This window comes from Leisingera sp. CC-HEC096 (assembly GCF_059429235.1).
Genome location: NZ_JCAIJS010000001.1, coordinates 150,683 through 174,394 on the forward strand (window position 1 = coordinate 150,683; position 23,712 = coordinate 174,394).

The 23,712-nt window shown below is 65.9% G+C and carries 23 protein-coding genes; 15 read left to right on the top strand and 8 right to left on the bottom strand.

Features of this window, described 5'->3' with window-relative positions:
- Window positions 1-23: 23 nt before the first annotated feature.
- Complete coding sequence (locus AC5STI_RS00685; RefSeq protein ID WP_495445223.1) at window positions 24-458, top strand: CBS domain-containing protein; 435 nt, start codon at window positions 24-26, stop codon at window positions 456-458.
- A 90-nt stretch (window positions 459-548) separates the two neighbouring features.
- Here the strand turns inward: AC5STI_RS00685 and AC5STI_RS00690 are convergent, their stop codons facing one another.
- The 5 genes from AC5STI_RS00690 to lgt all read right to left on the bottom strand — a co-directional run bounded on the left by AC5STI_RS00690 (window position 549) and on the right by lgt (window position 4,782).
- Complete coding sequence (locus AC5STI_RS00690; protein ID WP_490398176.1) at window positions 549-1,334, bottom strand: Hint domain-containing protein; 786 nt, start codon at window positions 1,332-1,334, stop codon at window positions 549-551.
- Between the two features lie 319 nt (window positions 1,335-1,653).
- Entirely contained in the window at window positions 1,654-1,776 is a 123-nt protein-coding gene (locus tag AC5STI_RS00695; protein WP_490398175.1) for a hypothetical protein, read from the bottom strand.
- Between the two features lie 290 nt (window positions 1,777-2,066).
- Window positions 2,067-2,822, bottom strand: a complete 756-nt coding sequence (pgeF, locus tag AC5STI_RS00700) for a peptidoglycan editing factor PgeF (RefSeq protein WP_475050680.1) — start codon at window positions 2,820-2,822, stop codon at window positions 2,067-2,069.
- The gene (locus AC5STI_RS00705) at window positions 2,819-3,886 is read right to left on the bottom strand and encodes a class I SAM-dependent methyltransferase (protein WP_495445224.1); all 1,068 of its coding nucleotides are present in this window, start codon (window positions 3,884-3,886) and stop codon (window positions 2,819-2,821) included. The genes pgeF and AC5STI_RS00705 overlap by 4 nt, the downstream gene beginning before the upstream one ends.
- A complete protein-coding gene (lgt, locus tag AC5STI_RS00710; protein WP_495445225.1) occupies window positions 3,883-4,782 on the bottom strand; it encodes a prolipoprotein diacylglyceryl transferase in 900 nt (299 codons plus the stop codon). Before lgt ends, AC5STI_RS00705 begins: the two co-directional genes overlap by 4 nt.
- Window positions 4,783-4,879: 97 nt before the next feature.
- Between lgt and AC5STI_RS00715 the strand changes: the two genes are divergently transcribed.
- From AC5STI_RS00715 to AC5STI_RS00740, 6 genes are all read left to right on the top strand, one after another.
- The gene (locus AC5STI_RS00715) at window positions 4,880-5,128 is read left to right on the top strand and encodes an accessory factor UbiK family protein (protein ID WP_421054680.1); all 249 of its coding nucleotides are present in this window, start codon (window positions 4,880-4,882) and stop codon (window positions 5,126-5,128) included.
- Window positions 5,129-5,330: 202 nt separating this feature from the next.
- Window positions 5,331-5,882, top strand: a complete 552-nt coding sequence (locus AC5STI_RS00720; RefSeq protein WP_475050689.1) for a 2OG-Fe(II) oxygenase — start codon at window positions 5,331-5,333, stop codon at window positions 5,880-5,882.
- 360 nt (window positions 5,883-6,242) lie between these two features.
- Window positions 6,243-6,743, top strand: a complete 501-nt coding sequence (locus AC5STI_RS00725) for a type III secretion system chaperone family protein (protein ID WP_027234835.1) — start codon at window positions 6,243-6,245, stop codon at window positions 6,741-6,743.
- Between the two features lie 39 nt (window positions 6,744-6,782).
- Window positions 6,783-7,598: a pyrroline-5-carboxylate reductase gene (proC, locus tag AC5STI_RS00730; RefSeq protein WP_495445226.1), complete on the top strand. Its 816-nt coding sequence runs from the start codon at window positions 6,783-6,785 to the stop codon at window positions 7,596-7,598.
- A complete protein-coding gene (locus AC5STI_RS00735) occupies window positions 7,591-7,929 on the top strand; it encodes a tRNA-binding protein (protein ID WP_475050693.1) in 339 nt (112 codons plus the stop codon). The genes proC and AC5STI_RS00735 overlap by 8 nt, the downstream gene beginning before the upstream one ends.
- Window position 7,930: 1 nt before the next feature.
- Entirely contained in the window at window positions 7,931-8,884 is a 954-nt protein-coding gene (locus tag AC5STI_RS00740) for a 2-hydroxyacid dehydrogenase (protein ID WP_495445227.1), read from the top strand.
- 9 nt (window positions 8,885-8,893) lie between these two features.
- Here AC5STI_RS00740 and AC5STI_RS00745 read toward each other — a convergent pair whose 3' ends face one another.
- Both AC5STI_RS00745 and AC5STI_RS00750 read right to left on the bottom strand, forming a co-directional pair.
- Complete coding sequence (locus AC5STI_RS00745; RefSeq protein ID WP_495445228.1) at window positions 8,894-9,151, bottom strand: hypothetical protein; 258 nt, start codon at window positions 9,149-9,151, stop codon at window positions 8,894-8,896.
- Window positions 9,152-9,226: 75 nt separating this feature from the next.
- Window positions 9,227-9,808, bottom strand: a complete 582-nt coding sequence (locus AC5STI_RS00750; protein WP_495445229.1) for a thymidine kinase — start codon at window positions 9,806-9,808, stop codon at window positions 9,227-9,229.
- A 378-nt stretch (window positions 9,809-10,186) separates the two neighbouring features.
- On the opposite strand from AC5STI_RS00750, the gene AC5STI_RS00755 reads away from it, so the two are divergent.
- From AC5STI_RS00755 to AC5STI_RS00765, 3 genes are all read left to right on the top strand, one after another.
- Window positions 10,187-10,651, top strand: coding sequence for a hypothetical protein (locus tag AC5STI_RS00755; protein ID WP_475050699.1), 465 nt, complete (start codon window positions 10,187-10,189; stop codon window positions 10,649-10,651).
- Window positions 10,644-11,372: an arsenical resistance protein ArsH gene (gene arsH / locus AC5STI_RS00760; RefSeq protein WP_495445230.1), complete on the top strand. Its 729-nt coding sequence runs from the start codon at window positions 10,644-10,646 to the stop codon at window positions 11,370-11,372. Before AC5STI_RS00755 ends, arsH begins: the two co-directional genes overlap by 8 nt.
- A 636-nt stretch (window positions 11,373-12,008) precedes the next feature.
- Window positions 12,009-12,722 carry a trypsin-like serine peptidase gene (locus AC5STI_RS00765; protein WP_495445231.1) on the top strand — a complete coding sequence of 238 codons (714 nt, stop codon included), beginning with the start codon at window positions 12,009-12,011 and terminating at the stop codon, window positions 12,720-12,722.
- An 84-nt stretch (window positions 12,723-12,806) separates the two neighbouring features.
- Here the strand turns inward: AC5STI_RS00765 and carB are convergent, their stop codons facing one another.
- A complete protein-coding gene (gene carB / locus AC5STI_RS00770) occupies window positions 12,807-16,163 on the bottom strand; it encodes a carbamoyl-phosphate synthase large subunit (RefSeq protein ID WP_495445232.1) in 3,357 nt (1,118 codons plus the stop codon).
- Between the two features lie 199 nt (window positions 16,164-16,362).
- On the opposite strand from carB, the gene AC5STI_RS00775 reads away from it, so the two are divergent.
- The 5 genes from AC5STI_RS00775 (at window position 16,363) to AC5STI_RS00795 (ending at window position 23,197) form a co-directional block, all read left to right on the top strand.
- Window positions 16,363-17,568, top strand: coding sequence for an aminodeoxychorismate synthase component I (locus AC5STI_RS00775; protein ID WP_495445233.1), 1,206 nt, complete (start codon window positions 16,363-16,365; stop codon window positions 17,566-17,568).
- Window positions 17,511-18,164, top strand: coding sequence for an aminotransferase class IV family protein (locus AC5STI_RS00780; RefSeq protein WP_495445234.1), 654 nt, complete (start codon window positions 17,511-17,513; stop codon window positions 18,162-18,164). The genes AC5STI_RS00775 and AC5STI_RS00780 overlap by 58 nt, the downstream gene beginning before the upstream one ends.
- A 377-nt stretch (window positions 18,165-18,541) precedes the next feature.
- On the top strand, window positions 18,542-20,320 hold the full coding sequence (gene aspS, locus AC5STI_RS00785; protein WP_495445235.1) for an aspartate--tRNA ligase: 1,779 nt from the start codon (window positions 18,542-18,544) through the stop codon (window positions 20,318-20,320).
- 259 nt (window positions 20,321-20,579) lie between these two features.
- Window positions 20,580-21,965, top strand: coding sequence for a DUF1800 domain-containing protein (locus AC5STI_RS00790; protein WP_495445236.1), 1,386 nt, complete (start codon window positions 20,580-20,582; stop codon window positions 21,963-21,965).
- 14 nt (window positions 21,966-21,979) lie between these two features.
- On the top strand, window positions 21,980-23,197 hold the full coding sequence (locus AC5STI_RS00795) for a DUF1501 domain-containing protein (protein WP_495445237.1): 1,218 nt from the start codon (window positions 21,980-21,982) through the stop codon (window positions 23,195-23,197).
- Window positions 23,198-23,712 lie beyond the last annotated feature (515 nt).

Consider the following 23,712-nt stretch of genomic DNA (forward strand, 5'->3'; position numbering starts at 1 on the left):
TTCCGCCGACTGGAGGTGTAACGATGGCAACTGTTCAGCAAATACTTGATGGCAAGGACAAGAGGCTGCACACGCTTCCGCCGGAGGCCATGGTGGTCGATGCCCTGAAGCTGATGGCGGAGGAGGACGTGGGGTCGGTTCTGGTGATGTCCGGCGGCAGGCTGGCCGGGATTTTCACCGAGCGGCACTATACCCGCAAAGTCTTTCTGGCGGGCAAGACCTCTCCGAAGACGCCGCTTGCCGATGTTATGGCAACGGATTTCACCAGCGTCGAACCGGGGCAGAGCGCCGAAGCCTGCATGGCGCTGATGGTTGAAAAGCATGTCCGGCACCTGCCGGTCCTGAAGGGCGCGCAGCTGGCCGGGATCGTCTCGATCGGCGACCTGATGAAAAGCATCATCGACGAAGAGCAGTTCAACGCCAGCCAGCTGGTGCGTTATGTGCGCGGCATGAACTGACCCTTGCCACTGCGGCGGCCGGCGGGCCGGTCCGGCGGTGCCGGGCCGTGCCTCCTGCCGTATGCAAGTGCCGGGTCCGCCGGATGGCGCCTACAGCAGCGTGCCGCTGGCGGCGGGGCCTTGGCTGTCGGCACGCGGATACGCCAGCGGACCGAAGTCCTGGATGCTGTCGGCATGGGCAAACAGGTTCAGGAACAAAGTCTTGATCGCATAGCTTGCCAGCTTCAGCGCATCCGGGCCGGGGTGGTAGGTTTCAAACTCCAGCCCGCCGGCAATGATCACCGCATGGCGGGGCAGGCACAGGTGGTACATGTCCACCGGTGTCGGCGGCGCGGTTTCAAAAATGCTCATGCCGTCCTGGAACTCGGCAACGGGGGTCAGCAGCGGGCCCTTGCCGCTGCTCTGCATGTGCGGCGGTGTGCGCAGCAGCCGGGCGGCGGGGCCGGCGATCAGGCTGGAGGCCGGTTTCTGCAGGCCCAGGCTGTCGGCCATGAAGCTGGTGAGGCGGTGGCTGCGGCCGCGGCTGCCGGGCCGGGCCGGCAGCAAGCTGGTGCGGCCGATCCAGACCAGCGGCTGGCTGCCGCCGCCGCTGGTCAGCAGCTCGTCGCCGGGCAGCAGATCCTCGACCGCCACCGGGCCAGCGCTGGTTTCGACCAGCGAGCCGCGCGAAAACGCGCAGAAGGCGTCCTCGAACAGCGGCAGCGCCGGGGCGATGTGGCGGGTTTCCGAGATGGCACCGCTTGGCAGCAGGCTGCTGACCTCGAACCGCCGCAGCTGCGGTTTGTTGGCCGCGCGCAGGACTGCCGGGTCCTGCAGGAAGGCATTGGCTTCGACGGCATTGGCTGCAGCCCTCTGCAGCGAATGGGGGATGGTCATTTGCGGACCTCTCCTTTCAAACTGCCCGTTTGCATCGGCCCCCACCGGCAACACAGACGCGCTTGAACGATCTATATGTGCCCAAAAGGCGGGATTTAATTCGAATTGTCAAAGAATCTGAAGCAAACTGGTTAACGGCCGGCCCTTTGCCGCTGCGGGCGGGACCCAGCGGCAGGCCGGGATGGTGCTAAGGCGATTCTGCTAATGAAGCGTCAAGACCGGTCCGGCCTTTGCCAGTCCGGTTGGGTGCCCGGGCGGCGGCAACGGGCTGGCGCAGCTGCACCAGTGCTGACCGCCGCGCGGGCACCCGTCCCCGGCGTTAACTCAGTTTCCGCTTGGGCGCCTGGCCGGCAGGCTGGCGTGCAGCAGCCCAGGGCAGGGTCACGGTTTCGCTCTTGGCGGTGCGGATGATGGAGGCAATGAAACGCTTGTTCATTTTCATGGTCGGTCTGTCCTTCGCCCGGCAGCGCCGCCCTTCTGCGGAGCGGCGGCTGTTTTGTGTTGTTCTGACCTCGTTATGGGTAATCTTTGCGCCGCGAATATGACCAGCCCGGGGCATTTTCACTGCATGAGCGTCCGCGCCTGGGACTGGCAGGCGGGCAGGGTGGGCACGGTTAGGCGGCTGATTTGGCACGGAAAATTCTGCCCTTTGAGCGCGGCTTACCCGGCGGAAGACAGCAATTGCGGCGGAATTTCTTAAAATCCGCCACAATTCGCCGGGTTAACGGGCGCTTAAAGCCGGATGCAGGAGATCAGGCGGCCGTAGTCGGCCTCTTTCGCGTGGGTCGCGCGGCGGTAGGAAAAGAATTTCTCCGCATCGGAATAGGTGCAGTGGCGGGTCCATTCCGCGGCGCCGGCGCCGGCCTCGCGCAGTTTGTGCAGGCCCAGGCCCGGCAGGTCGAACAGGTAGCGGCCGCCCTCGCCGTTGGCAAAGAAACGGGCGTAGGCGTCGTCCTGCATCATGAAGTCGTCAAAGAACTCCGGGCCGACTTCATAGGCGCGCTGGGAGATGGTCGGGCCGATCACCGCGGCGGTGTTTTCGCGCCGGGCGCCGAGGGATTCCATGGCGTCCAGAGTGGCTTCCAGCACCCCGTCGAGGGTGCCGCGCCAGCCCGCATGGGCGGCGCCGATAACCCCCGCTTCGGGGTCGGAAAACAGCACCGGCTGGCAGTCGGCGGTCAGAATCGACAGCGCCAGGCCCGGCACATTGGTGACCATCGCATCGGCGCGCGGGCGGTCCTGCGAGGGTTCGGTGATAACGGCCACATCTGCGCTGTGGACCTGGTGCACCGCGCTCAGATGCTCTGCCGGGACCTCCATCGCGGCTGCGACGCGGTTGCGGTTGATCTGCACCGCCTCGCGCTGATCGGTCGAACCCAGCCCGCAGTTGAGGCCCTTGTATATGCCGGAAGACGCACCGCCCCTGCGGGTGAAAAACCCGTGCCGCACCGGGCCAAGCAGTTCGGACGTCAGAATTTCAAGCGTCATGGGTTCAATCCTGGCGGAGGGGCGGCCTGCGAAGGGTAGAGACCGAGCACTTTGAACAGGTTTCCCATTTCCTCCGGGTGCGTCAACCGCCGATGTGCGGCGATCAGGGTTTCCAGACCTTCGCCCTGCAGCGGCGCGGCGAGGGCGCGGGCGCGGCCGGTGATGCCGAGCCGTTCGAGGAATACCCCTTGGGGGGTGAGGCGGGTGAAGCCGCAACCATTGGTTTTTGCGGCCATGGCCAGCGCTTCAAAGTCCACATGGGCGGTAAGGTCGGCCTTGCCCGGCGTTTGCAGCGGATCGGCAGGTTCATGCGCGCGCAGGGCTTGAAGGGTGTCCCCGAGCGCCCGCCAGTCGCCGTAATCCACGATCAGCGCCGCGCCGCCGCGGGAGGCGATTCGCGCGGCGATGGCGGCGGTGACGGGGCCGGCGGCCTCGCACAGTTCGACCACATCGCCGTCTTGCGTATCTTCCAGCCGGTGGTCCAGCGCGGGCTGCGGCGCGGGGGCCTCAAGGCCGAAGCTGAGCGCGCCGTCCCTGAGGCCGATGCGTTTTTCGCTCCAGTGCCCGCCGCTGCGGACAAACTGGCGGATGGGCAGGGCGTCGAAGAACTCGTTTGCCACCAGGAACAGGGGCTGGTCCGGCAGGTCTGTAACACTGTCCAGCCATTCCAGGGCATAGCCCTCAAGCGCCTTGGCTTGCGCCGCACGCAAGGCGGGCGAGGCCTCGATCAGGCGGATTTCCATCGCCGCATGAAACCCCGGCACGCCGCGGGTGGCGCGCAGCAGGTCCGCCATCAGGGTGCCGCGGCCGGGGCCGGGTTCCGCCAGCGTGAAGGGGGCAGGCGATCCCTGATCGAGCCAGGCCTGGGCCAGGGCGAGGCCCAGCAGTTCGCCGAACATCTGGCTGATTTCCGGCGCGGTGGTGAAATCGCCCTGAACCCCCAGCGGGTCTCGGGTGGTGTAATAGCCGAATTGCGGGTGCAGCAGGCACTCCGACATGTAGTCCGCCACCGAGATGGGGCCGTCCTCCCTGATGCGGGCGGTGAGGTGATCCATCAGGCTCATGCCGGGCTCCGGGCGGATTGCCGGGCGCGGATCAGGAAGTAGAGCCCGATCGCGATCATCGGCAGCGACAGCGCCTGGCCTTGCGTCAGGCCGATGCCCCCGGTGTGCCAGGCCAGCCCCAGCGGGTTGCCGGGGGTGACGAACTGCGCGTCCGGCTGGCGGAAGAATTCGACGATGAACCGGGCGAGGCCATAGCCCGCCAGGAACACGCCCAAGAGGCGTCCCGGGGTGTGAAAGGCGCCCCGGCGCCAGGCGAGGTACAGCAGCACGGCGCCGAGGATCAGCCCCTCCAGAATGGCTTCATAGAGCTGGGAGGGGTGGCGGGCGCAAAGCTCACCCAGCGCCTGGCCGCAGTCCTGCGCCGCCTGGCCGGGGAAGGCGACACCCCAGGGCAGGTCCGTCGGGCGGCCCCACAGCTCAGCATTGATGAAATTCGCAAGCCGCCCCAGCAGCAGCCCCGGCGGCACCGTGTGGGCGACCAGATCGGAGATCTGCAGTTTCGGGATATTGTGCCGCGCGGCAAAGATCAGCGTCGCCAGCACCACGCCGATCAGGCCGCCGTGAAAGGCCATGCCGCCCTGCCAGATCTTCAGGATCTCCGCAGGGTTCGCCAGGTAATAGGCCGGCTGGTAGAACAGCACGAACCCCAGGCGCCCGCCCAGGATCACCCCGAGAATGATCCAGGTCAGCAGATCCTCGACCTGTTCGGGGCGCATCGGCGGCTGGCTGGCGGGCCACAGCGCCGGGCGGCGCAGCGCGGCCACCGCCAGGCGCCAGGCAATGACGATGCCAGCGATATAGGCCAGCGCGTACCAGCGCAGGGCGAACTCGAACGAGCCGAGGGAGATCGAGAAAATCTCGGGCGAGAGGTCGGGGAATTGGATCAAGGCCTGCATGTGCGACTGAATGCCTTTGCGGGTTATGGGAAGTCAACGGCTTGCCGCCGCGGCTTTGCTTGCCCATATAGGGGACAACCTTGAGACGGAGAAGAACATGCAGACCCGCAACAAGATCCTGGACGATATTTCGCAGCTGATGACCAATGCGATGGGCGTGGCCCAGGGCGCCAAGGACGAGGCGGACACGGCGCTGAAAGGCATGATTGACCGCTGGCTGGCCGACCGTGATTTCGTGACCCGCGAGGAGTTCGACGCGGTGCGCGCGATGGCCCAGAAGGCGCGCGAGGAAAACGAGGCGCTGAAGGCGCGGCTGGACGCGCTGGAGGCGAAAGACAAGGCCTGAGCCCTGGGCCGGGGCAGGCTGTCCGCCCCGCGCTGAATTGAAGCCCGCCGCTGAGCGATCTGCGGCGGGCTTTGTTTTGCGTCCTGTGCATGGCTGCCGTGCAAATATTCAGGTCGCTTTCTGCCCGCCGGGTCGAAAACCGTCCAGCGCTGGAGGTGTTGTCCAGTACATGCTGCCTCTGCTGCTTGAAGAGGAGTGTGGCATGGTTGCGGTCTATTCGGTGCCCAATGCGTTCAGCACGCAGGAATGCGCGGAGATTTTACGGAAAGTAGAAGCGGAGCCGGACAGCGAGGCGCGGCTGGTGGGGCAGACCCGCGACCACAACCTGCGCCGGGCCAGCGTGGTGTGGCTGGATGACGTGCCGGGCACCGGATGGGTGATGGACCGGCTGATTTCTGTGGTGCGCCGGGCCAACCGGGAGCAGTTCAACTTTGATCTGCGCGAATTTGCCGAAAGCCCGCAGGTGGCCAGCTATGCGGGAGAGGAAAACGGTCATTTCACCTGGCATTCCGACATCGGAGACGGGCCGGTGGCGGGCAAGCGCAAGCTGACCCTGGTGGTGCAGCTGAGCAAGCCGGGATCCTATGATGGCGGCGAACTGGAAATCATGCCGGGCGCCCATGTGGTAGCCGCCAGCCGGGTGCAGGGCAGCTGCACGGTGTTTCCCAGCTTCCTGCTGCACCAGGTGACGCCGGTCACCCGCGGCACGCGCCGGTCGCTGACCGTCTGGGCCCACGGTCCCGCCTTCCGCTGAGAGAAGCAGGCTGGCCTGCGGGCTTGCGGCTGGAAGGCTGCGCCGCGGGCCAGCCTGTACGGCGCTGCCGGCGGTGGCCGGCGACACGGCAGGCGGTTGACGGCCACGCAATATATGGGGCTTTTCTGGCGCCCCGCTCGTTTAGTGCACCCCTCTGCAAAATGCCGGCATTTTGGGGGCTGTGGATAGTTCGTCCACAAGTTATCGCAGATATCCCCAAATAAAGGGTTGCCAGATTATGAAATCAGCCCCACCATATTTAGTATGGGAGCGGGGATGCCTCCCCGGCCCGTAGCACAAAAACCTGGCTATTGGGCGCCTCTGTGCCCCGTAAGCCGGGCAAAATAGAGAGGTGGCATCATGGCACTATCCGAGCTTCACCTGGAAGAAGACATCCATCCCATCGACATCGTCGAGACCCTGGCGTCGCACCACGACTGGGACTTTGACCGGGTTGGCGATGACCAGATCGCGATGTCGGTGGAAGGGCAGTGGCGCACCTATTCGCTGACACTGGCCTGGTCGGGCTATGAGGAATGCCTGCGGCTGGTCTGCAGCTTTGAGATGGAGCCGCCGGAGGCGGAGCTGCCGCGGCTCTATGAGCTGATCAACCAGATGAACGATCAGTGCTGGGAAGGCTCCTTTACCTATTGGGCGGATCACAAGCTGATGCTGTTCCGTTATGGGCTGATGCTGTCCGGCGGCCAGATGGCCAGCCCGCAGCAGATCGACGCGATGCTGAACGCAGCCGTGGCCAACGCGGAACGCTACTATCCGGCGATCCAACTGGCGGTCTGGGGCAAGCGCAGCCCGCAGGAGGCGATGCAGGTCGCCATTGCAGAGGCTTACGGGCGGGCGTAAACCTTTCCCTGAACCTGAGATTTAGGGGAGGGGCGAAAGATGGATATGCAGGAAATCGCTGCGCGCGGGCTGGTGCTGCTGGGCTGCGGCAAGATGGGATCGGCGATGCTGGCCGGCTGGCTGGAGGGCGGTCTGCCCGCATCCTCGGTCTGGGTGATTGAGCCGAACCCCTCGGACTGGCTGAAGGGGACCGGCGTTCACCTGAATGCGGAGCTGCCCAAGGCGCCGGGCATCGTGCTGATTGCGGTGAAGCCGCAGATGATGGGCGAGGCACTGCCGACGCTGCAAAGCTATGGCAACGGCCAGACGCTGTTCATTTCGGTGGCGGCGGGCACCTCGATTGCAACGTTCCAGGACATTCTGGGGGCCGAAACCCCGATTGTGCGGGCGATGCCGAACACGCCGGCCGCGGTGGGCCGCGGTATCACCGCGATCATCGGCAATGCCCACGCCGCGCCCAAGGACTTGGAACGGGCCGAAGGACTGCTGCAGGCCGTGGGCCAGACCGTGCGGCTGGACAACGAAGGCCAGATGGATGCGGTGACCGGCGTCAGCGGCTCCGGTCCGGCCTATGTGTTCCACCTGATCGAGACGCTGGCTGCCGCGGGTGAGGCGCAGGGGCTGCCGGCGGAGCTGGCGATGAAACTGGCCAAGGCAACCGTGGGCGGCGCCGGTGCGCTGGCCGAGGCGGCTGAGGAAAGCCCCAGCCAGCTGCGCATCAACGTGACCAGCCCCAATGGCACCACGCAGGCGGCCTTGGAAGTGCTGATGGATGAGCGGGACGGCTTCCCGCCGCTGCTGAAACGCGCCGTTGCGGCGGCAACGGAGCGGTCACAGGAGCTGTCGCGTGGCTGAGATTACTTTTGACGACTTCCTGAAGGTCGACGTCCGCGTCGGAGAAGTGGTCCGAGCGGAGCCGTTTCCCGAGGCGCGCAAGCCGGCAATCAAGCTGTGGGTCGATTTCGGGGGCGAAATCGGCGTAAAAAAGAGCTCAGCGCAGATTACGGCGCATTACATGCCGGAAACGCTGGTGGGCAAGCAGGTTCTGGCCGTCGTAAACTTCCCGCCGCGGCAGATCGGCACGTTCATGTCAGAGATCCTGGTTCTGGGCCTGCCGGATGAAAACGGAGAGATATTCCTGGCGGGCCCCGACGGAAAGGTCCCGCTGGGCGGGAGGATGCACTGAGATGAAAATCTGGATTGCGCGGCCGATGACGGCAGCGGTCACGGCACGGGCGCGGGAGGCCTTTGCCGATCTGGAAATCCGTGAGACCAACGCGGTGATGAGCGAGGCGGAGATGCTGCGCGCACTGCAGGAGTTCGACATTGTCGTGCCGACGCTGGGCGACAAGTTCACGGCGGAGATCTTTGCCAAGGCGGGCACGCCCCGCTGCAAGCTCTTGGCCAACTTCGGGGTCGGCTACAACCATATCGACGTGGAGGCCGCGCGTGCCGCGGGTGTCGAGGTGACCAACACGCCGGGCGCGGTGACCGATGCCACCGCCGATATAGCGATGACGCTGATCCTGATGTCGGCGCGCCGTGCCTCGGAAGGCGAGCGAATGCTTCGCAAGGGCGGTTGGGAGGGCTGGCACCCGACCCAGATGCTGGGGCTGCACGCCACCGGCAAACGCGTTGGCATCGCCGGCATGGGCCGCATCGGCCAGGCGATTGCGCGGCGCTGCCACTTCGGGTTCGGCATGGATGTGTCCTATGTGGCGCGCTCCGCCAAGGATCTGGATTTCCCGGCCGACCGCGCTGAAAGCCTGACAGCGATGGCGGGGCAGGTGGATTTCCTGGTGGTGGCGGTTCCGGGCGGAGCGGAGACCTATCACCTGATCAATGCCGAGGTGCTGAACGCGATGCAGCCCCATGCGCATCTGATCAACATTGCCCGCGGCGAAGTGGTGGAGGAGGCGGCGCTGATTGAGGCGCTGCAGAACCGCCGCATCGGCGGGGCGGGTCTGGACGTCTATGAGTTCGAGCCGAAGGTGCCGCAGGCGCTGATTGATCTGGACAACGCCACCCTGCTGCCGCATCTGGGCACCGCCACAGAAGAAGTGCGCAGCAACATGGGCCATATGGCGCTGGATAATGTCGCGGCTTACTTGGCTGGAGAGGCGCTGCCGAACCAGGTCTGACGCGGGCGGTCAGCTGTCCTTGGGATCATCGCGGGGCTCGTCGCGGCGGTGATCCCAGGCGGGGTCGTCCTTCTTGATCTTGCGGGTCATCCAGGCGCCTGCGGGCCAGGCCGTTACGGCGGCGACGGCGACACAGACGGCAATGGACTGCCAGGAGTAGTAGCCAAGGGTGAAAGAAGCGATGATCAGGGCGCCTGCGATGCAGGCGCCTGCCAGGCTGGCCATGTGAAAGCGCAGCTTGCCTGCGAGCGGATCCCGTGCGGTCATGACGATCTCCTGTAGTAAAGGTTGCACAGGAGGAAAACGCAGACGGTGCCGGCCGGGTTCCGCACCGGTGGTGCTCTAGCGGCTGCCGACGGCCTCGCGCCAGTGGCGGCGGCACAGCGAGACATAGGTCTCGTTGCCGCCGATCTGTACCTGGTCGCCCTCGGTCATGACACGGCCATGATCGTCCTGGCGGACCACCATTGTGGCCTTCTTGCCGCAGTGGCAGATGGTGCGCACCTCGCGCATCTCGTCCGCCAGCGCCAGCAGGGTGGCGGAGCCGGGGAACAGGTTGCCCTGGAAATCCACCCGCAGACCGTAAGCCAGCACCGGCACCCGCAGGTCATCGACAACGCGGGCCAGCTGCCAGACCTGCTCCGGCTCCAGGAATTGCGCCTCGTCCACGAAAATGGCCGCCACCGTGCCGCGGGCCAGACGCTGTTCGATGCGCTGGTACAGGTCGTCACCGGCCGAGAACATGTCGGCCTCTTCGCCGATGCCGATGCGGGAGGCGATTCTGCCCGCGCCGGCCCGGTCATCCAGCTGGGCTGTCAGCAGGTAGGTGTCCATGCGGTTTTCGCGGTAGTTATGCGAGGCTTGCAGCAGCACCGTCGACTTGCCCGCGTTCATGGTGGAGTAATTGAAATAGAGCTTGGCCATGGCGGCGGGTTTACCCGCACAGGGGCGGAGGGAAAACCGGATTCGCGCAGGTTTTTCCGCGGCAGCGGCAGAGCGGCATCAGCTGGGATGGCCCCCCGGGGCTGGCATGGCCGGGGTGGAACAAAACCCCGTGTAACGGCCAACGCCAATAGCCCCGGAAGGCGCAAGTTCCGGGCAGACCAATTACCCTTACCGCGGGACGTCACTCACCCGTCCCGCTTCGCACCGGACAACAGATGCCAATCGCACCATGTCACTCGCTAAATCCCTGAAAACCTGAGGGATGGATAAGGTATCGCAATTCCTCTACAACTCAGGAATGGGAAATTAACCGGTTCGTTCCCCATGGGGGCGGCAGGCAAGCCAGGTAGGATGTATATGGCTGAAATCGGAACGTATCTGAAGAAGCACACCGAAGCGCTGGTGAAGGATGTCGGCATCGAAGCGGCCTGCCAGATTACCGGCAAGTCCAAGGCGACGCTGGGACGGTATTACTCGGACAATGCCGAACATACGGACCGGTTCATGCCGGTGGATGCGGTGGCCAAGCTGGAAGGCGCGGCGTCTTATCCGCATGTGACCTCTGCGCTGGCGGACCTGAAGAACATCACGCTGTCCTACAACGGCAACGGCTCCGCCGAGGAGACCGGCCGCAGCGGCGGGGTGAATGCGGATGTGATCGCGCTGAGCCAGCGGTTTGCCCAGCTGATGAGCGAATACCAGGCGGCGATCGAGGACGGCATCATCACCGTCAATGAGGCCAAGCGGCTCTTGCGGGAAACCGTGCTTTTGCAGCAGGTGCTGCTGGACATGAAACTGCACCTGGAAGAAGAAAGTGCCTGACACGCCTGATCTGAGCGGCCTGCCTGCGGTTGCGGCAGGGGAATTGCACCCGATTGACGTGGACGCGCTGGCCGCGCCCGGCGATCCGCGCCATCCGCCGCGCATCCTGCTGCTGTATGGCAGCCTGCGCGAGGTGAGCTATTCCCGCAAGGCGGCGGAGGAGGCGGCGCGGGTGCTGCAGGCCTTGGGCTGCGAGACGCGGATCTTTGACCCCTCCGGCCTGCCTTTGCCCGATGATGCGGGCGCGGCGGAGCATCCCAAGGTGGCTGAGCTGCGCGATCTGGCGGTCTGGTCCGAGGGTATGGTCTGGTCCAGCCCGGAGCGCCACGGCGCGATGACCGGCATCATGAAGCTGCAGATCGACTGGCTGCCGCTGTCGCTGCAGGGGGGCATCCGCACCACGCAAGGCAAGACGCTGGCGGTGATGCAGGTCTCGGGCGGATCGCAAAGCTTCAACGCGGTCAATCAGATGCGCATCCTCGGCCGCTGGATGCGGATGGTGACGATCCCGAACCAAAGTTCGATCCCCAAGGCCTGGCTGGAATTCAGCGAGGGCGGGCGGCTGCCGGAAGGCCCGTACTACCGCCGTCTGGTGGACGTGATGGAGGAGCTGGTGAAATTCACCTGGCTGGTGCGGGGGCGCAAGGACTATCTGGTCGACCGCTACTCGGAACGGGTGGAAAGCGCCGAAGAGGTGCACAAGCGCGTGTCGCAGAAGTAACCCTGGCAGGATTGGCCCCAAGTCAAAAAGAAGCCCCGGCGCTGCTGCCGGGGCTTATTGCGTGTCAGATCAGCGGTATCAGCGGGACATCGCAGGCGGCGAGCATCAGCAGCGCAGTGACAAGCAGGGGTAGCCGCATCCGGGGGCTCCTTCTATGTGTATTACAGTTGCCGCGAACACTGCCCTGCCGCTGCAACCGCGGCAAGTGCCGACGTCTCTCACAAGCGGGAACACGCGCGGATTGCGCTGCCGGCACGGCGCGCTGTGCTGTTAAAGACTCGGGCCGCGCCGGACCTTGGATTTAGGCATTTGTTAAGGCTCATTTGTGCCGCATTTGGGCCGCGAAGTTACCGCTAAACGCAGTTTTCCCGCGAAATCAGGGGAAATTGCCGCCTGTCTTCCTAACGAAAACCATAAGGTTTTCCAGTGATTTGACCTGCATTTTAGGAAAACCGGAGAGGGGTGTTAAGAAAATAAGGGGTTTCCCCACCGTGGCCGATGCACGCGGGGCGGGTTTTAACCTTCTGTTAATCCTGTCGCATTCTGCCCATGTTTCTGCCCGCGCGGCACCGCAGCAAGCCGCATTCAAGCCTCAGGACTCACGCACCATGCCGGTGTGGGAAAATGGAGTGGGTCATGAGACGATTTCTAGGAATTGCCGCCGCTGTATTGATGAGTTTTGGTGCCGGAGCTGCCGCCGCAGACGGGCAGCGGGCGCCGGTGCAGTCCGTCCCCGGATGGGAGGCGGTGGGCCGGTTGAACATCGGCGGGCGAAGCATGTGCACAGCGAGCCTGATTGCTCCGGACATGGTGCTGACCGCTGCGCATTGCATGTACGACATCCGCACCGGCCGCGCGGTCAATCCGCGGAGCGTCGAGTTTGAGGCGGGCCTCAACGGCCGCCAGTCGAAGGCCGCGCGCAGAGTATCCAAGGTGGCGATCCACGCGGGATACCAGCATGGGCGGACCGGGCAGTTCCAGACCAGCACCGATATTGCCGTGCTGCGGCTGGAGCGGCCGATCAGCGCCGATGTGGTGCGCCCGCTGGCGCTGGCCGGCGCTCCGGAGCGGGGGGAACGGGTGGACGTGATGTCCTATTCCCACCGCAACGCCAGATCGCCCCGGCTGCAGACCGCCTGCCAGGTGCTGGTGGCACGCCAAAGCTCGCTGATCACCTCGTGCCGGGTTGGTCTCGGGGCGTCCGGCTCGCCGGTGCTGCAGACACGCCCTGGCCGTGCGCCGCGGCTGGTCTCAGTGATTTCCTCCAAGGCGCAGCTGGGCGGCAAAGGCGTGTCGCTGGCAGCCCCGCTGGACCACTCGCTGCAAAGGCTGATGCGTCAGGCGGGGTGAACTTCCCAGACCCGCGCCGCAAGAAAAAGCCCCGGGAGTTCCCGGGGCTTTGCTGTGTTCGTCTTATAAGCCGTCGGGCCTTGCTCAGCCCTGCAGACTCTTTACCTCGACGTCCCCTTCGGCCTGGGCCTTGATCGCGCGGGCAGCCGCGTTGGCGCCGGCCGCGGTGGTGAAATAGGGGATCTTGTCATAGAGCGCGACGGAGCGCATTTCCTTGCTGTCCTCAACAGCTTGCGCGCCCTCGGTGGTGTTCATCAGCAGCTGGACGTCGCCGTCCTTGAGCATGTCGACCACGTGCGGGCGGCCCTCATAGACCTTGTTCACCAGCTCGCAGGCCACGCCCTGGTCTTCGAGCCAGGTCTGGGTGCCGCGGGTTGCGACCAGAGTAAAGCCCTGTTCCACAAGGATCTGCGCCGCTTCCAGCATCAGTTGGCCCTTGTCGGCGTCCTTGATCGAGATGAAGGCGCGGCCCTTGGACGGCAGCACCATGCCGGCGCCCATCTGCGCCTTGAGGAAGGCGCGGGCAAAGGAGCGGTCCCAGCCCATGACTTCGCCGGTGGAGCGCATTTCCGGGCCGAGGATGGTGTCGACGCCCGGGAAGCGGGCGAACGGCAGCACCGCTTCCTTGACCGAGAACCAGGGCATGTCCGGGTCGGCCAGGGTCATCGGATCGGCGATCGGGGTGTTGACGTCATAGCCTGCGTCCGGTCCGTAGGGCGGGCGCAGCGGGAAGTTCGACAACGGCTCACCTGCCATCACGCGGGCGGCGATGGAGGCGATGGCGCTGTCGGTGGCCTTGGCGACAAACGGCACGGTGCGCGAGGCGCGCGGGTTCACCTCGATGAGGTAGATCTCACCGTCCTTGATCGCGAACTGGACGTTCATCAGGCCTACCACGTTCAGCGCCAGCGCCAGGGCGTTGGTCTGGACCTTGATCTGCTCGATCATGTCCTTCTCAAGCGAGTAGGGCGGCAGCGAGCAGGCAGAGTCGCCGGAGTGCACACCGGCTTCCTCGATGTGCTGCATGATGCCGGTGACGTGCACGTCCTTGCCGTCGCATAGTGCGTCGACGTCCAGCTCCACCGCGCCGGCCAGGTAGCTGTCCAGCAGAACCGGGCTGTCGCCGGAAACCACCACCGCCTCGGCGATGTAGCGCTTGAGCTGGTCCATGTCGCGGACGATTTCCATCGCCCGGCCGCCCAGAACATAGGACGGGCGGATCACAAGCGGGAAGCCGATTTCGCCTGCGATTTCCAGCGCCTGCTCGTCGGTGGAAGCGATGCCGTTCTTGGGCTGCTTGAGGCCCAGCTTGTTGACCAGCGCCTGGAAGCGCTCGCGGTCTTCGGCCAGGTCGATGGCGTCGGGGGAGGTGCCCAGGATCGGGATGCCTTCCTCTTCCAGCGCGTTCGCCAGTTTCAGCGGGGTCTGGCCGCCGAACTGCACGATGACGCCGTGCAGGGTGCCGTTGTCCTGCTCGACCCGCAGGATCTCCATCACGTGCTCGAACGTCAGCGGTTCGAAATACAGCCGGTCCGAAGTGTCATAGTCGGTCGACACCGTTTCCGGGTTGCAGTTGATCATGATGGTTTCATAACCCGCGTCGGTCAGCGCAAAGCAGGCGTGGCAGCAGCAGTAGTCGAACTCGATCCCCTGGCCGATCCGGTTGGGGCCGCCGCCGAGGATGACGACTTTCTTCTTGTCCGAGGGGCGCGCCTCGCATTCGACGTCGCCAAATGCCGGGGTCTCGTAGGTCGAGTACATATAGGGGGTCTGCGCCTCGAATTCGGCGGCGCAGGTGTCGATCCGCTTGAACACGGCGTTGACGCCGGCCGCGCGGCGGGCCTTGCGGACGTCAGCTTCTTTCTGGCCGGTCAGCTTGGCGAGGCGGGCGTCGGTGAAGCCCAGCATTTTCAGCGCGCGCAGGCCGGCCTCATCAGACGGCAGGCCGCTTTCGCGGATTTCAGCCTCGGCCTCGACGATTTCGCGGATGCGGGCCAGGAACCAGGGGTCGAACTTGGTGACCGCGTGGATTTCGTCATCAGACAGGCCGTGGCGCATCGCCTGGGCGATAGTGCGCATCCGGTCGGGGGTTTGCTGGCCGATGGCCTTGATCACCGCGGCGGTGTCGCCTGCGGGTTCCCACGGGCCGGCGCCGACGCCGTCGATCATCACCTCGTCAAACCCGGTGAGGCCCGATTCCATCGAGGCCAGCGCCTTTTGCAGCGATTCATGGATGGTGCGGCCGATGGCCATCGCCTCACCCACCGATTTCATCGCGGTGGTCAGGTAGGGTTCGGAACCCGGGAATTTCTCGAATGCGAATTTCGGGATCTTGGTGACAACATAGTCGATGGTCGGCTCGAACGACGCGGGCGTCACCTTGGTGATGTCGTTGTCCAGCTCGTCCAGCGTGTAGCCGACCGCCAGCTTGGCCGCGATCTTGGCAATCGGGAAGCCGGTCGCCTTTGAGGCCAGCGCGGAGGAGCGGCTGACGCGCGGGTTCATCTCGATCACCACCATGCGGCCGTCGGCGGGGTTCACCGCCCATTGCACGTTGGAGCCGCCGGTTTCCACGCCGATCTCGCGCAGCACGTTGATCGAGTGGGTGCGCATGATCTGGTATTCTTTGTCGGTCAGCGTCAGCGCCGGGGCCACGGTGATCGAGTCGCCGGTGTGGACGCCCATCGGATCGACGTTTTCGATGGAGCAGACGATGATCGCGTTGTCCGCCTTGTCGCGGACCACTTCCATCTCGTATTCCTTCCAGCCCAGCAGGCTCTCGTCGACCAGGATCTGGTTCACAGGCGAGGCATCCATGCCGGAGCGGCAGAAGTGGATGTAGTCGTCGCGGTTGTACGCCACGCCGCCGCCGGTGCCGCCGAGGGTGAAGGCGGGGCGGATGATCGCGGGCAGGCCGATTTCATCCAGCGCTTCCAGTGCGATGCGGACGCCTTCCTCCAGGTCGGCGGTGCCGTTTTCCCGCTTGGGCGCAGTGACGATGGTGGCCTTGGGGTTCTCAATGCCCAGGCGGTCCATCGCTTCCCGGAACAGCTTGCGGTCTTCGGCCATCTCAATGGCGTCGCGCTTGGCGCCGATCATCTCAACGCCGAATTTCTCCAGCACGCCCATCTCTTCCAGCGCCAGCGAGGTGTTGAGGCCGGTCTGCCCGCCCATGGTCGGCAGCAGCGCGTCGGGGCGTTCTTTCTCGATGATCTTGGCAACCACTTCGGGGGTGATCGGCTCGATATAGGTGGCGTCGGCCAGGCCCGGGTCGGTCATGATGGTGGCCGGGTTGGAGTTGACCAGGATCACCCGGTAGCCCTCTTCGCGCAGCGCTTTACAGGCCTGGGCGCCGGAGTAGTCAAACTCGCAGGCCTGCCCGATGACGATCGGACCGGCTCCGATGATCATGATCGACTGGATGTCGGTTCTTTTGGGCATGGCCATATTCCTTTGGTTGACGCGCGGGCAGCTTTGAATCAGGGGCGCCATCGTGCGCCCAAATTGTCCTGCGTTATAGGGACCGCGCCGAAAGGTTCAAGGGGGATCGGAAACGGATTTGAAAATGCCGCATCCGCCCCTTTTGTTCGCATAGCGAACAGATATATGTGGGGGCCAAGACCTCGGGGAGTCAATTGCGGTGCGGATTCGCTTTGATCAGGGGCCCAAGGGGGCCGGCACGTGTTTCGACCAGCCGCTGCGCGTGATCCGCGCGGACGGCCCGGAAGAGGTGCCCGCTGCACTGGGCGCGCTGGATGCGGCGCGCGATGCCGGGCATTGGCTGGCGGGCTATGCCTCTTATGAGCTGGGCTATGCGCTGGAGACGAAGCTGGCCGGGCGGATGCCCGAAGGGCGGCGGCTGCCGCTGATCTGCTTTGGGGTTTATGCGGAGCCGTCCCAGTTTGCCACTGAGGGCGGCGCCCGGCCGCGGGCGGAAGCGATAGCGCCCGCCCAGGTGGGCGGACGGGCGCTGCCCGGCGTTCCGCCGGGCGATGCAGGATTGGAAAGCATCACGCCCCGATGGAGCTATGAGCGCTACGCCGAGGCCTTCACCGAGGTGAACCGCAATATCGGCAAGGGCGACATCTATCAGGCCAACCTGACCTTCCCGATTGACGCCGCGGCCTATGGCACCACTGAGGAGCTCTATGCCGCGCTGCAGGCCCGGCAGGCTGTGGGCCACGGCGCGCTGGTCCAGCAGGACGGCCTGCCGGACCTGCTGTCGCGCTCGCCGGAGCTGTTCTTCCGCACCGGTGCGGATGGCGTCATCGAGACCCGCCCGATGAAGGGCACCCAACCGCGCAGCGACGATCCGGTGGAGGACGCCCGCCGCCGCGACTTCCTGCGCCAGGATGAGAAGAACCGCGCCGAGAACCTGATGATCGTCGATCTGCTGCGCAACGACATCAGCCGGGTGGCGCAGACCGGCTCGGTGCATGTGCCGGAGCTGTTTGCGGTCGAAAGCTATGCCACCGTGCATCAGATGGTGTCGCTGGTGCGGGCGAAGCTGCGGCCCGATGCGGGGCTGGCAGAGATTTTTGCCGCATTGTTCCCCTGCGGCTCCATCACCGGCGCACCCAAGATCCGGTCGATGGAGATCCTGGCGGAGCTGGAACCCTGGCCGCGTGACATCTACTGCGGCACCATCGGCTGGGCGGCGCCGGACGGATCGTCGGAGTTCAACGTTGCCATCCGCACGCTGATGCTGGAAGCGGGCCGCGCGACGCTCAACGTGGGCGGCGGCGTGGTCTGGGACAGCACCGCGGAATCGGAATATGAGGAAGCGCTATGGAAAGCCCGGTTCGCCCGCGTGACGCCCTCCAGAACGATCCCGCTTTCCGCCTGATCGAAACGCTGGGCTGGCACCCGGGCGAGGGGTTCCGGCATCTGCCGCTGCATCTGGCCCGGATGGGGCGCAGCGCTGGGGTTTTCGGGATTCCGTTTGATCCTGAGCAGGCGCGGGTGATGCTGGCGGAAGCCGCAGGCGATGCGCCGTTGCGCTGCCGCTTGACCTTGGATGCGGACGGCCGGCTTGACCTGACGACGGCGCTGCTGGGTGGCACGCCTGCCGAATGGCGGCTGGGCATCGCGGATACCCGGCTGGAGGCCGGGGACCTCTGGCTGCAGCATAAGACCACCCGCCGCGCGCTATACGACGAGGCGCGGGCAAACCTGCCTGACGGGGTGGACGAGCTGCTGTTCCTGAACGAGCGCGGCGAGGTCTGCGAGGGCACCATCACCAATCTTTTCGTAACCCGCCAGGACGGGCAGATGGTGACACCGCCGCTGAGCTGCGGCCTGCTGCCGGGTGTTCTGCGGCAGGTGATGCTGGAAAGCGGCCGGTGCGTGGAAGCTGTGCTTAGCCTCGACGACCTGCAGAACGCGCAAGCCCTCCACATGGGCAATTCCCTGCGCGGGCTGATCCCGGCCCGGATTGTGTAGCGGCGGAGCGCTCCCGCGGACGCGCGGCGCCTGGCTGGCGCCAGGCGCCGCTTGCCCTTGGACCCGGCAGCGCGCCTGCGGCGCGCTGCGGTTGCCGCGAAACGCCCCCGGCGCCCCGCCGCTGGCGGGGCGCCGGGCCCAACGCTTGCCGCCGGGCCGCGCAGCGGCGGGGCGGGCAAGGGGCGGGAGCCTTGACGCCGTCAGCAGGCGGAACCGGCAAAAACCGGGCCTCTGCCGGGGCGGAAATGGCCCTGTTTGCTTGACAACTGAGCCGCAAACTTGTGTACCACCCCGGACGAATTCCGCGCCGTTTCCGTGCGCATCTCCCGAACGACGGCCCGCCCGGGCACAAGACCGGTATAACGAAAGGTCAACCGATGCACGCTTACCGCAGCCATACCTGCGCCGAACTGAACAAATCCAACGTGGGTGAAACCGTCCGCCTGTCGGGCTGGGTCCACCGCGTCCGCGACCACGGCGGCCTGCTGTTCATCGACCTGCGCGACCATTACGGCATGACCCAGGTCATGGCCGATCCGGACAGCCCGGTGTTTGCCGAAATCGAAAAGGTCCGCAGCGAATGGTGCATCCGCATCGACGGCGAAGTGAAGGCACGCGACGAAAGCCTGGTGAACCCCAAGATCCCGACCGGCGAGGTTGAGGTCTTCATCCGCGACATCGAAGTGCTGGGCAAATCCGAGGAACTGCCGCTGATGGTGTTCGGCGATCAGGAATACCCGGAGGAAACCCGCCTGCGCTACCGCTATCTGGACCTGCGCCGCGAGAAGATGCAGAAGAACATGCTGCTGCGCTCCAACATGGTGGCCTCGATCCGCCGCCGCATGTGGGACATCGGCTTCAACGAATACCAGACCCCGATCATCACCGCCTCTTCGCCTGAGGGCGCGCGCGACTTCCTGGTGCCGTCGCGTCTGCACCCGGGCAAGTTCTACGCCTTGCCGCAGGCGCCGCAGCAGTTCAAGCAGCTGATGATGGTCTCGGGCTTTGACAAGTATTTCCAGATCGCGCCCTGCTTCCGCGACGAGGACCCGCGCGCCGACCGCTCGCCGACCGACTTCTACCAGCTCGACATGGAGATGTCCTTTGTCACCCAGCAGGACGTGTTCGACACCATCGAGCCGGTGATGAAAGGCGTATTCGAGGAGTTCGGCGGCGGCCGCAAGGTGGATCAGACCTGGCCGCAGATCTCCTATAAGGACGCGGCGCTGTGGTATGGCACCGACAAGCCGGACCTGCGTAACCCGATCAAGATGCAGGTGGTCTCCGACCACTTCCGCGGCTCGGGCTTTGCGATCTTCGCCAAGCTGCTGGAGCAGGAAGGCACCGAAATCCGCGCCATCCCGGCGCCCACCGGCGGCTCCCGCAAGTTCTGCGACCGGATGAACGCATTCGCCCAGAAAGAGGGCCTGCCGGGCATGGGCTACATCTTCTGGCGCGAGGGCGCGGACGGCATGGAAGCCGCGGGCCCGCTGGCCAAGAACATCGGCCCCGAGCGCACCGAGGCGATCCGCCAGCAGCTGGAACTGGGCGTGGGCGATGCCGCCTTCTTCCTGGGCGGCAAGCCCAAGACCTTCCAGACCGTGGCGGGCAAGGCGCGCAACGTGATCGGCGAGGAGCTGGGCCTGACCGAGCAGGACCGCTTTGCCTTTGCCTGGATCGTGGATTTCCCGATCTACCAGGAGGACGAGGAGAGCGGCAAGCTGGACTTCGACCACAACCCGTTCTCGATGCCGAAGGGCGGGATGGACGCGCTGCAAGGCGATCCGCTGGCCGTGACCGGCTATCAGTACGACCTGGCCTGCAACGGCTATGAGCTGGTCTCCGGCGCGATCCGGAACCACAAGCCGGAAATCATGTTCAAGGCCTTTGAAATCGCCGGTTACGGCGAGGAAGAAGTGCGCAAGCGCTTTGGCGGCATGGTCAACGCCTTCCAGTACGGCGCCCCGCCGCACGGCGGCTGTGCGGCCGGTATCGACCGCATGGTGATGCTGCTGGCCGATGAGGCCAACATCCGCGAGGTCATCATGTTCCCGATGAACCAGCGCGCCGAAGACCTGATGATGGCTGCGCCGTCTGAGCCGATGGCCGAACAGCTGATGGAACTGGGCCTGCGCGTGATCCCGCAGGATCAGTAAACAGCTTTCACTGTTTGACGGAGGCCCGGGTTTTTGCCCGGGCCTTTTCTTTTGCCGCCGTGCTGGTGCAGAGTTTTCCGGGAAATCCGGCGTGCGCGATGCGCGGGGAATCGCTCTGCCGGAATTCCGCCGGGCAGGCGACGGAAACCGCGATGAACCGCGTATCACCTGAAAATCAGCTGTGGGGCAGGGCGGCAATGCTCTAACCTGCGGGCAGGGCGGCTGTGCAGGGCCGGCAGTGCAAGGAGAGAGCAGGGCGATGCAATTTGACGGAGACTTGGCCGAGATCCGCTTTGGCGCCGGGCTGTCGCCGGCGGTTGCGCCTCCGGCATCGGCGGATGAGATGCTCAGCCGCCTGCGGGGCCCTGACGAAATGGCGCAGCGGTTTCCGGTCACCCCTTTGGAAGACGCGGTCTCGGGCGCTGCGACTTACCGGCGGCTGCGGCGGAAGCGCAAGCGGCAAGACGGCAAGCCTGGCTATGAGGCCGCGGACAAGGCGTTCAAGGACTTCCGCCGGTTGCAGAACCACACCCGGTTCGGATGGCACGGCCAGCGGCTGCTGCGCCATGTCCATACCCGCGACGGGTTCCGCGAACGGCTGGTGCTGTTCTGGGCCGACCATTTCACCGCGCAAGGGAAATCGGGAGCGACCCGGGTGCTGGCCGCGCCCTATGCCGAGAGCGTGATCCGGCCGCATCTCAGCGGCCGTTTCGAGGATTTGCTGATCGCCGCTGCCACCAGCCCGCTGATGCTGATGTACCTGGACCAGAACCGCTCTGCCGGGCCGGGCAGCCGGGCCGCCGCGCGGCGCAAGCGGCTGAGCGGGCTGAATGAAAACCTGGCCCGGGAGGTGCTGGAACTGCACACGCTGGGGGTGGACGGACCCTACAGCCAGACCGATGTGCGCCAGCTTGCGGAACTGTTCACCGGTCTGACCGTGTCCAAGGAAGCCCAGTTTGTCTTTCACCCAGGGATGGCGGAGCCGGGGGCGGAAACCGTGCTGGGGAACACCTACGGCGGCGGCAAGCCGCAGCTGGAGCAGGTTCTGAGCGCGCTGCGCGATCTGGCCCGCCATCCCGTCACCGCGCAGCATATCGCCCGCAAGCTGGCTGTGCATTTCGTCTCCGACACGCCGGATCCGGCGCTGGTGTCCCATGTGGCAGCGCGGTTTCAGGACAGCGGCGGCGACCTCATGCAGGTCTATGCGGCGCTGCTGGAGCATCCGGCCGCCTGGGAGCCGCAGCTGCGCAACGTGAAGCCGCCGTTTGATTATGTGGCATCGGCCTGCCGGGCGCTGGCGGTGCCTGAAGCGCGGATTGCGGGATTCAGGCCGGGACAGGTGAACCGTTTGCTGCTGGCGCCGCTGACGCCGATGGGACAGCGCTGGGAGTTTTCCGGCGGGCCGGACGGCTGGCCGGAGGATGACGCCGCCTGGGTGACGCCGCAGGCTCTGGCCGCCCGTCTGCGCTGGGCGATGGCGGCCCCGCGGCGGCTTGCGCAGCCGCTGCCCGATCCGCGCGGCTTTGCCTCTGCGGCACTGGGCGGCTTTGCCAATGAGCGGGTGATTTTTGCCGCCCGCGCCGCTGAAACCGAAGCCGAGGCGGTCGGGCTCATCCTGTCCTCTCCCGCCTTTCAGCGCCGCTAGCAGGAGGCCATCCGATGCAGCTGACCCGCCGATCTCTCCTGACCCGCTCCGCCCTGCTGGGCTGTTCGCTGGCGGCCAGCCCGCTGGTCACGCCAGTCAGTTTTGCAGCCGCCCCTTGGGACACGCGGCTGGTGGTGATTATCCTGCGCGGCGGCATGGACGCGCTGGACGTGGTGCAGCCCTATGGCGACCCGCAGTTTGCCGGGCTGCGGCAGACCCTGTCAGGCGGGCCCGCCGCCGGGGCTGCCGATCTTGACGGCTTTTACGCCCTGCACCCGGCGCTGGCGCCGCTGCTGCCGCTGTGGCGCAAGGGTGAGCTTGGATTTGTGCACGCGGTCTCCACACCCTATCGCGACCGGCGCAGCCACTTCGACGGGCAGGACTTGCTGGAGGCGGGCACCGCCGGGCTGGGCGAGGCGCGGGACGGCTGGCTGAACCGGCTGCTGCAGCAGACGCCGGGGACAGATGCGCGCACCGCCTTTGCCATCGGCCAGGAGCGGATGCTGCTGCTGGAGGGCGCCGCGCCGGTGTCGCAATGGGCGCCCGGGGCCGGGCTGGCGATGAGCCCGCAGGCGGAGCGGCTGGCAGCGCTTTTGATGGAGGACGACCCGCTGTTCCACGCGGCGCTGAATGAGGCGCTGGAGCTGACCCGTCAGGACATGTCCCTGGGTCTTGAAGATGGCGGCGGCAGCGCGGACAGCGGCATGATGGAGATGATGAAGACGCCGAAGGGCAAGGCGCACACCGCCGTTGCCGCCTATGCCGCCGAACAGCTGCGGGGCGACAGCCGGATTGCGGCGTTCTCGATAAACGGCTGGGACACGCATTACCGCCAGGCGGGCGGTCTGAAGGCAGCGCTGGGGCGGCTGGCCGATACGGTTCTGGAGCTGCAAAACGGCGTAGGGCCGGAGATATGGGGCAAGACCGCTGTTGCGGCGGTGACAGAATTCGGGCGCACCGTGCGGGAGAACGGCACCGGCGGCACCGACCACGGCACTGGCGGCGCGATGCTGCTGGCGGGCGGCGCTGTCCGCGGCGGCCGGGTGCTGGGGCGCTGGCCGGGGCTGGCGGAGGCCGACCTTTATGACCGGCGCGACCTGATGCCGACCGCGGACGTGCGCCGCTACCTCGCCTGGCTGCTGCACGGGCTTGCAGGCGCGCAGAGAAGCGGGCTTGAAGCGGCAGTGTTCCCGGGGCTTGCGATGGAGGACGATCCGGGACTGCTGCTGTAGCGGCCGGTTGCCGGGTCTTCCCGCGCCGCTGACATAGGTGACCCGCTCCGGCTGCGGGCGTGTACTCCGCTGCCCGGTGCGTCCGGCATAGCAGCCGGCTGCTCCCGCCCGCTCAGATCATTCGCGGAATGACCTGAGCCGTTGGGCCCGGCACCGCCCGAAGGCGGTGCCGGGCCCAAGGCCGCCAAGCGGTGCGGCCTTGGCCGCGCAGCTGCGGGCGCGGGAGAGGACCGGAAAGGGCTGGTAGAAAGATCGCTCAGTCGGCGCATGATCTGCTGGCAGAAATGGGCGGCGGACGCGGGGCCGCAACAACCTGCGCGCAATCCAATCGGTGGAAGCGGCGGCGTAGCGGGCGTTTGGCTGGACTTAGGGTCTCAGGACGTCACCATGCTGCCGGGGAATCGAACTGCCGGTTCGCCTGCGTTGCTGCAGGGGCGGTGCATGGAACGGGACGTCTGGGCTGACGATCCGGGGTTTGCTGGGGACCAAGGCGGCGCAGGGGGAAAACCGGGACG

Bases quoted from the DNA above. Each gene is read 5' to 3' on its own strand.
- AC5STI_RS00720 (WP_475050689.1), top strand. From the start codon at position 5,331: ATGGTTGCGGTCTATTCGGTGCCCAATGCGTTCAGCACGCAGGAATGC.
- AC5STI_RS00685 (WP_495445223.1), top strand. From the start codon at position 24: ATGGCAACTGTTCAGCAAATACTTGATGGCAAGGACAAGAGGCTGCAC.
- AC5STI_RS00780 (WP_495445234.1), top strand. From the start codon at position 17,511: ATGGAAAGCCCGGTTCGCCCGCGTGACGCCCTCCAGAACGATCCCGCT.
- AC5STI_RS00740 (WP_495445227.1), top strand. From the start codon at position 7,931: ATGAAAATCTGGATTGCGCGGCCGATGACGGCAGCGGTCACGGCACGG.
- AC5STI_RS00745 (WP_495445228.1), bottom strand. From the start codon at position 9,151: ATGACCGCACGGGATCCGCTCGCAGGCAAGCTGCGCTTTCACATGGCC.
- aspS (WP_495445235.1), top strand. From the start codon at position 18,542: ATGCACGCTTACCGCAGCCATACCTGCGCCGAACTGAACAAATCCAAC.
- AC5STI_RS00705 (WP_495445224.1), bottom strand. From the start codon at position 3,886: ATGAGCCTGATGGATCACCTCACCGCCCGCATCAGGGAGGACGGCCCC.
- AC5STI_RS00715 (WP_421054680.1), top strand. From the start codon at position 4,880: ATGCAGACCCGCAACAAGATCCTGGACGATATTTCGCAGCTGATGACC.
- AC5STI_RS00695 (WP_490398175.1), bottom strand. From the start codon at position 1,776: ATGAAAATGAACAAGCGTTTCATTGCCTCCATCATCCGCACCGCCAAG.
- carB (WP_495445232.1), bottom strand. From the start codon at position 16,163: ATGCCCAAAAGAACCGACATCCAGTCGATCATGATCATCGGAGCCGGT.
- AC5STI_RS00690 (WP_490398176.1), bottom strand. From the start codon at position 1,334: ATGACCATCCCCCATTCGCTGCAGAGGGCTGCAGCCAATGCCGTCGAA.
- AC5STI_RS00795 (WP_495445237.1), top strand. From the start codon at position 21,980: ATGCAGCTGACCCGCCGATCTCTCCTGACCCGCTCCGCCCTGCTGGGC.
- AC5STI_RS00750 (WP_495445229.1), bottom strand. From the start codon at position 9,808: ATGGCCAAGCTCTATTTCAATTACTCCACCATGAACGCGGGCAAGTCG.
- AC5STI_RS00790 (WP_495445236.1), top strand. From the start codon at position 20,580: ATGCAATTTGACGGAGACTTGGCCGAGATCCGCTTTGGCGCCGGGCTG.
- pgeF (WP_475050680.1), bottom strand. From the start codon at position 2,822: ATGACGCTTGAAATTCTGACGTCCGAACTGCTTGGCCCGGTGCGGCAC.
- lgt (WP_495445225.1), bottom strand. From the start codon at position 4,782: ATGCAGGCCTTGATCCAATTCCCCGACCTCTCGCCCGAGATTTTCTCG.
- AC5STI_RS00725 (WP_027234835.1), top strand. From the start codon at position 6,243: ATGGCACTATCCGAGCTTCACCTGGAAGAAGACATCCATCCCATCGAC.
- AC5STI_RS00755 (WP_475050699.1), top strand. From the start codon at position 10,187: ATGGCTGAAATCGGAACGTATCTGAAGAAGCACACCGAAGCGCTGGTG.
- proC (WP_495445226.1), top strand. From the start codon at position 6,783: ATGGATATGCAGGAAATCGCTGCGCGCGGGCTGGTGCTGCTGGGCTGC.
- AC5STI_RS00765 (WP_495445231.1), top strand. From the start codon at position 12,009: ATGAGACGATTTCTAGGAATTGCCGCCGCTGTATTGATGAGTTTTGGT.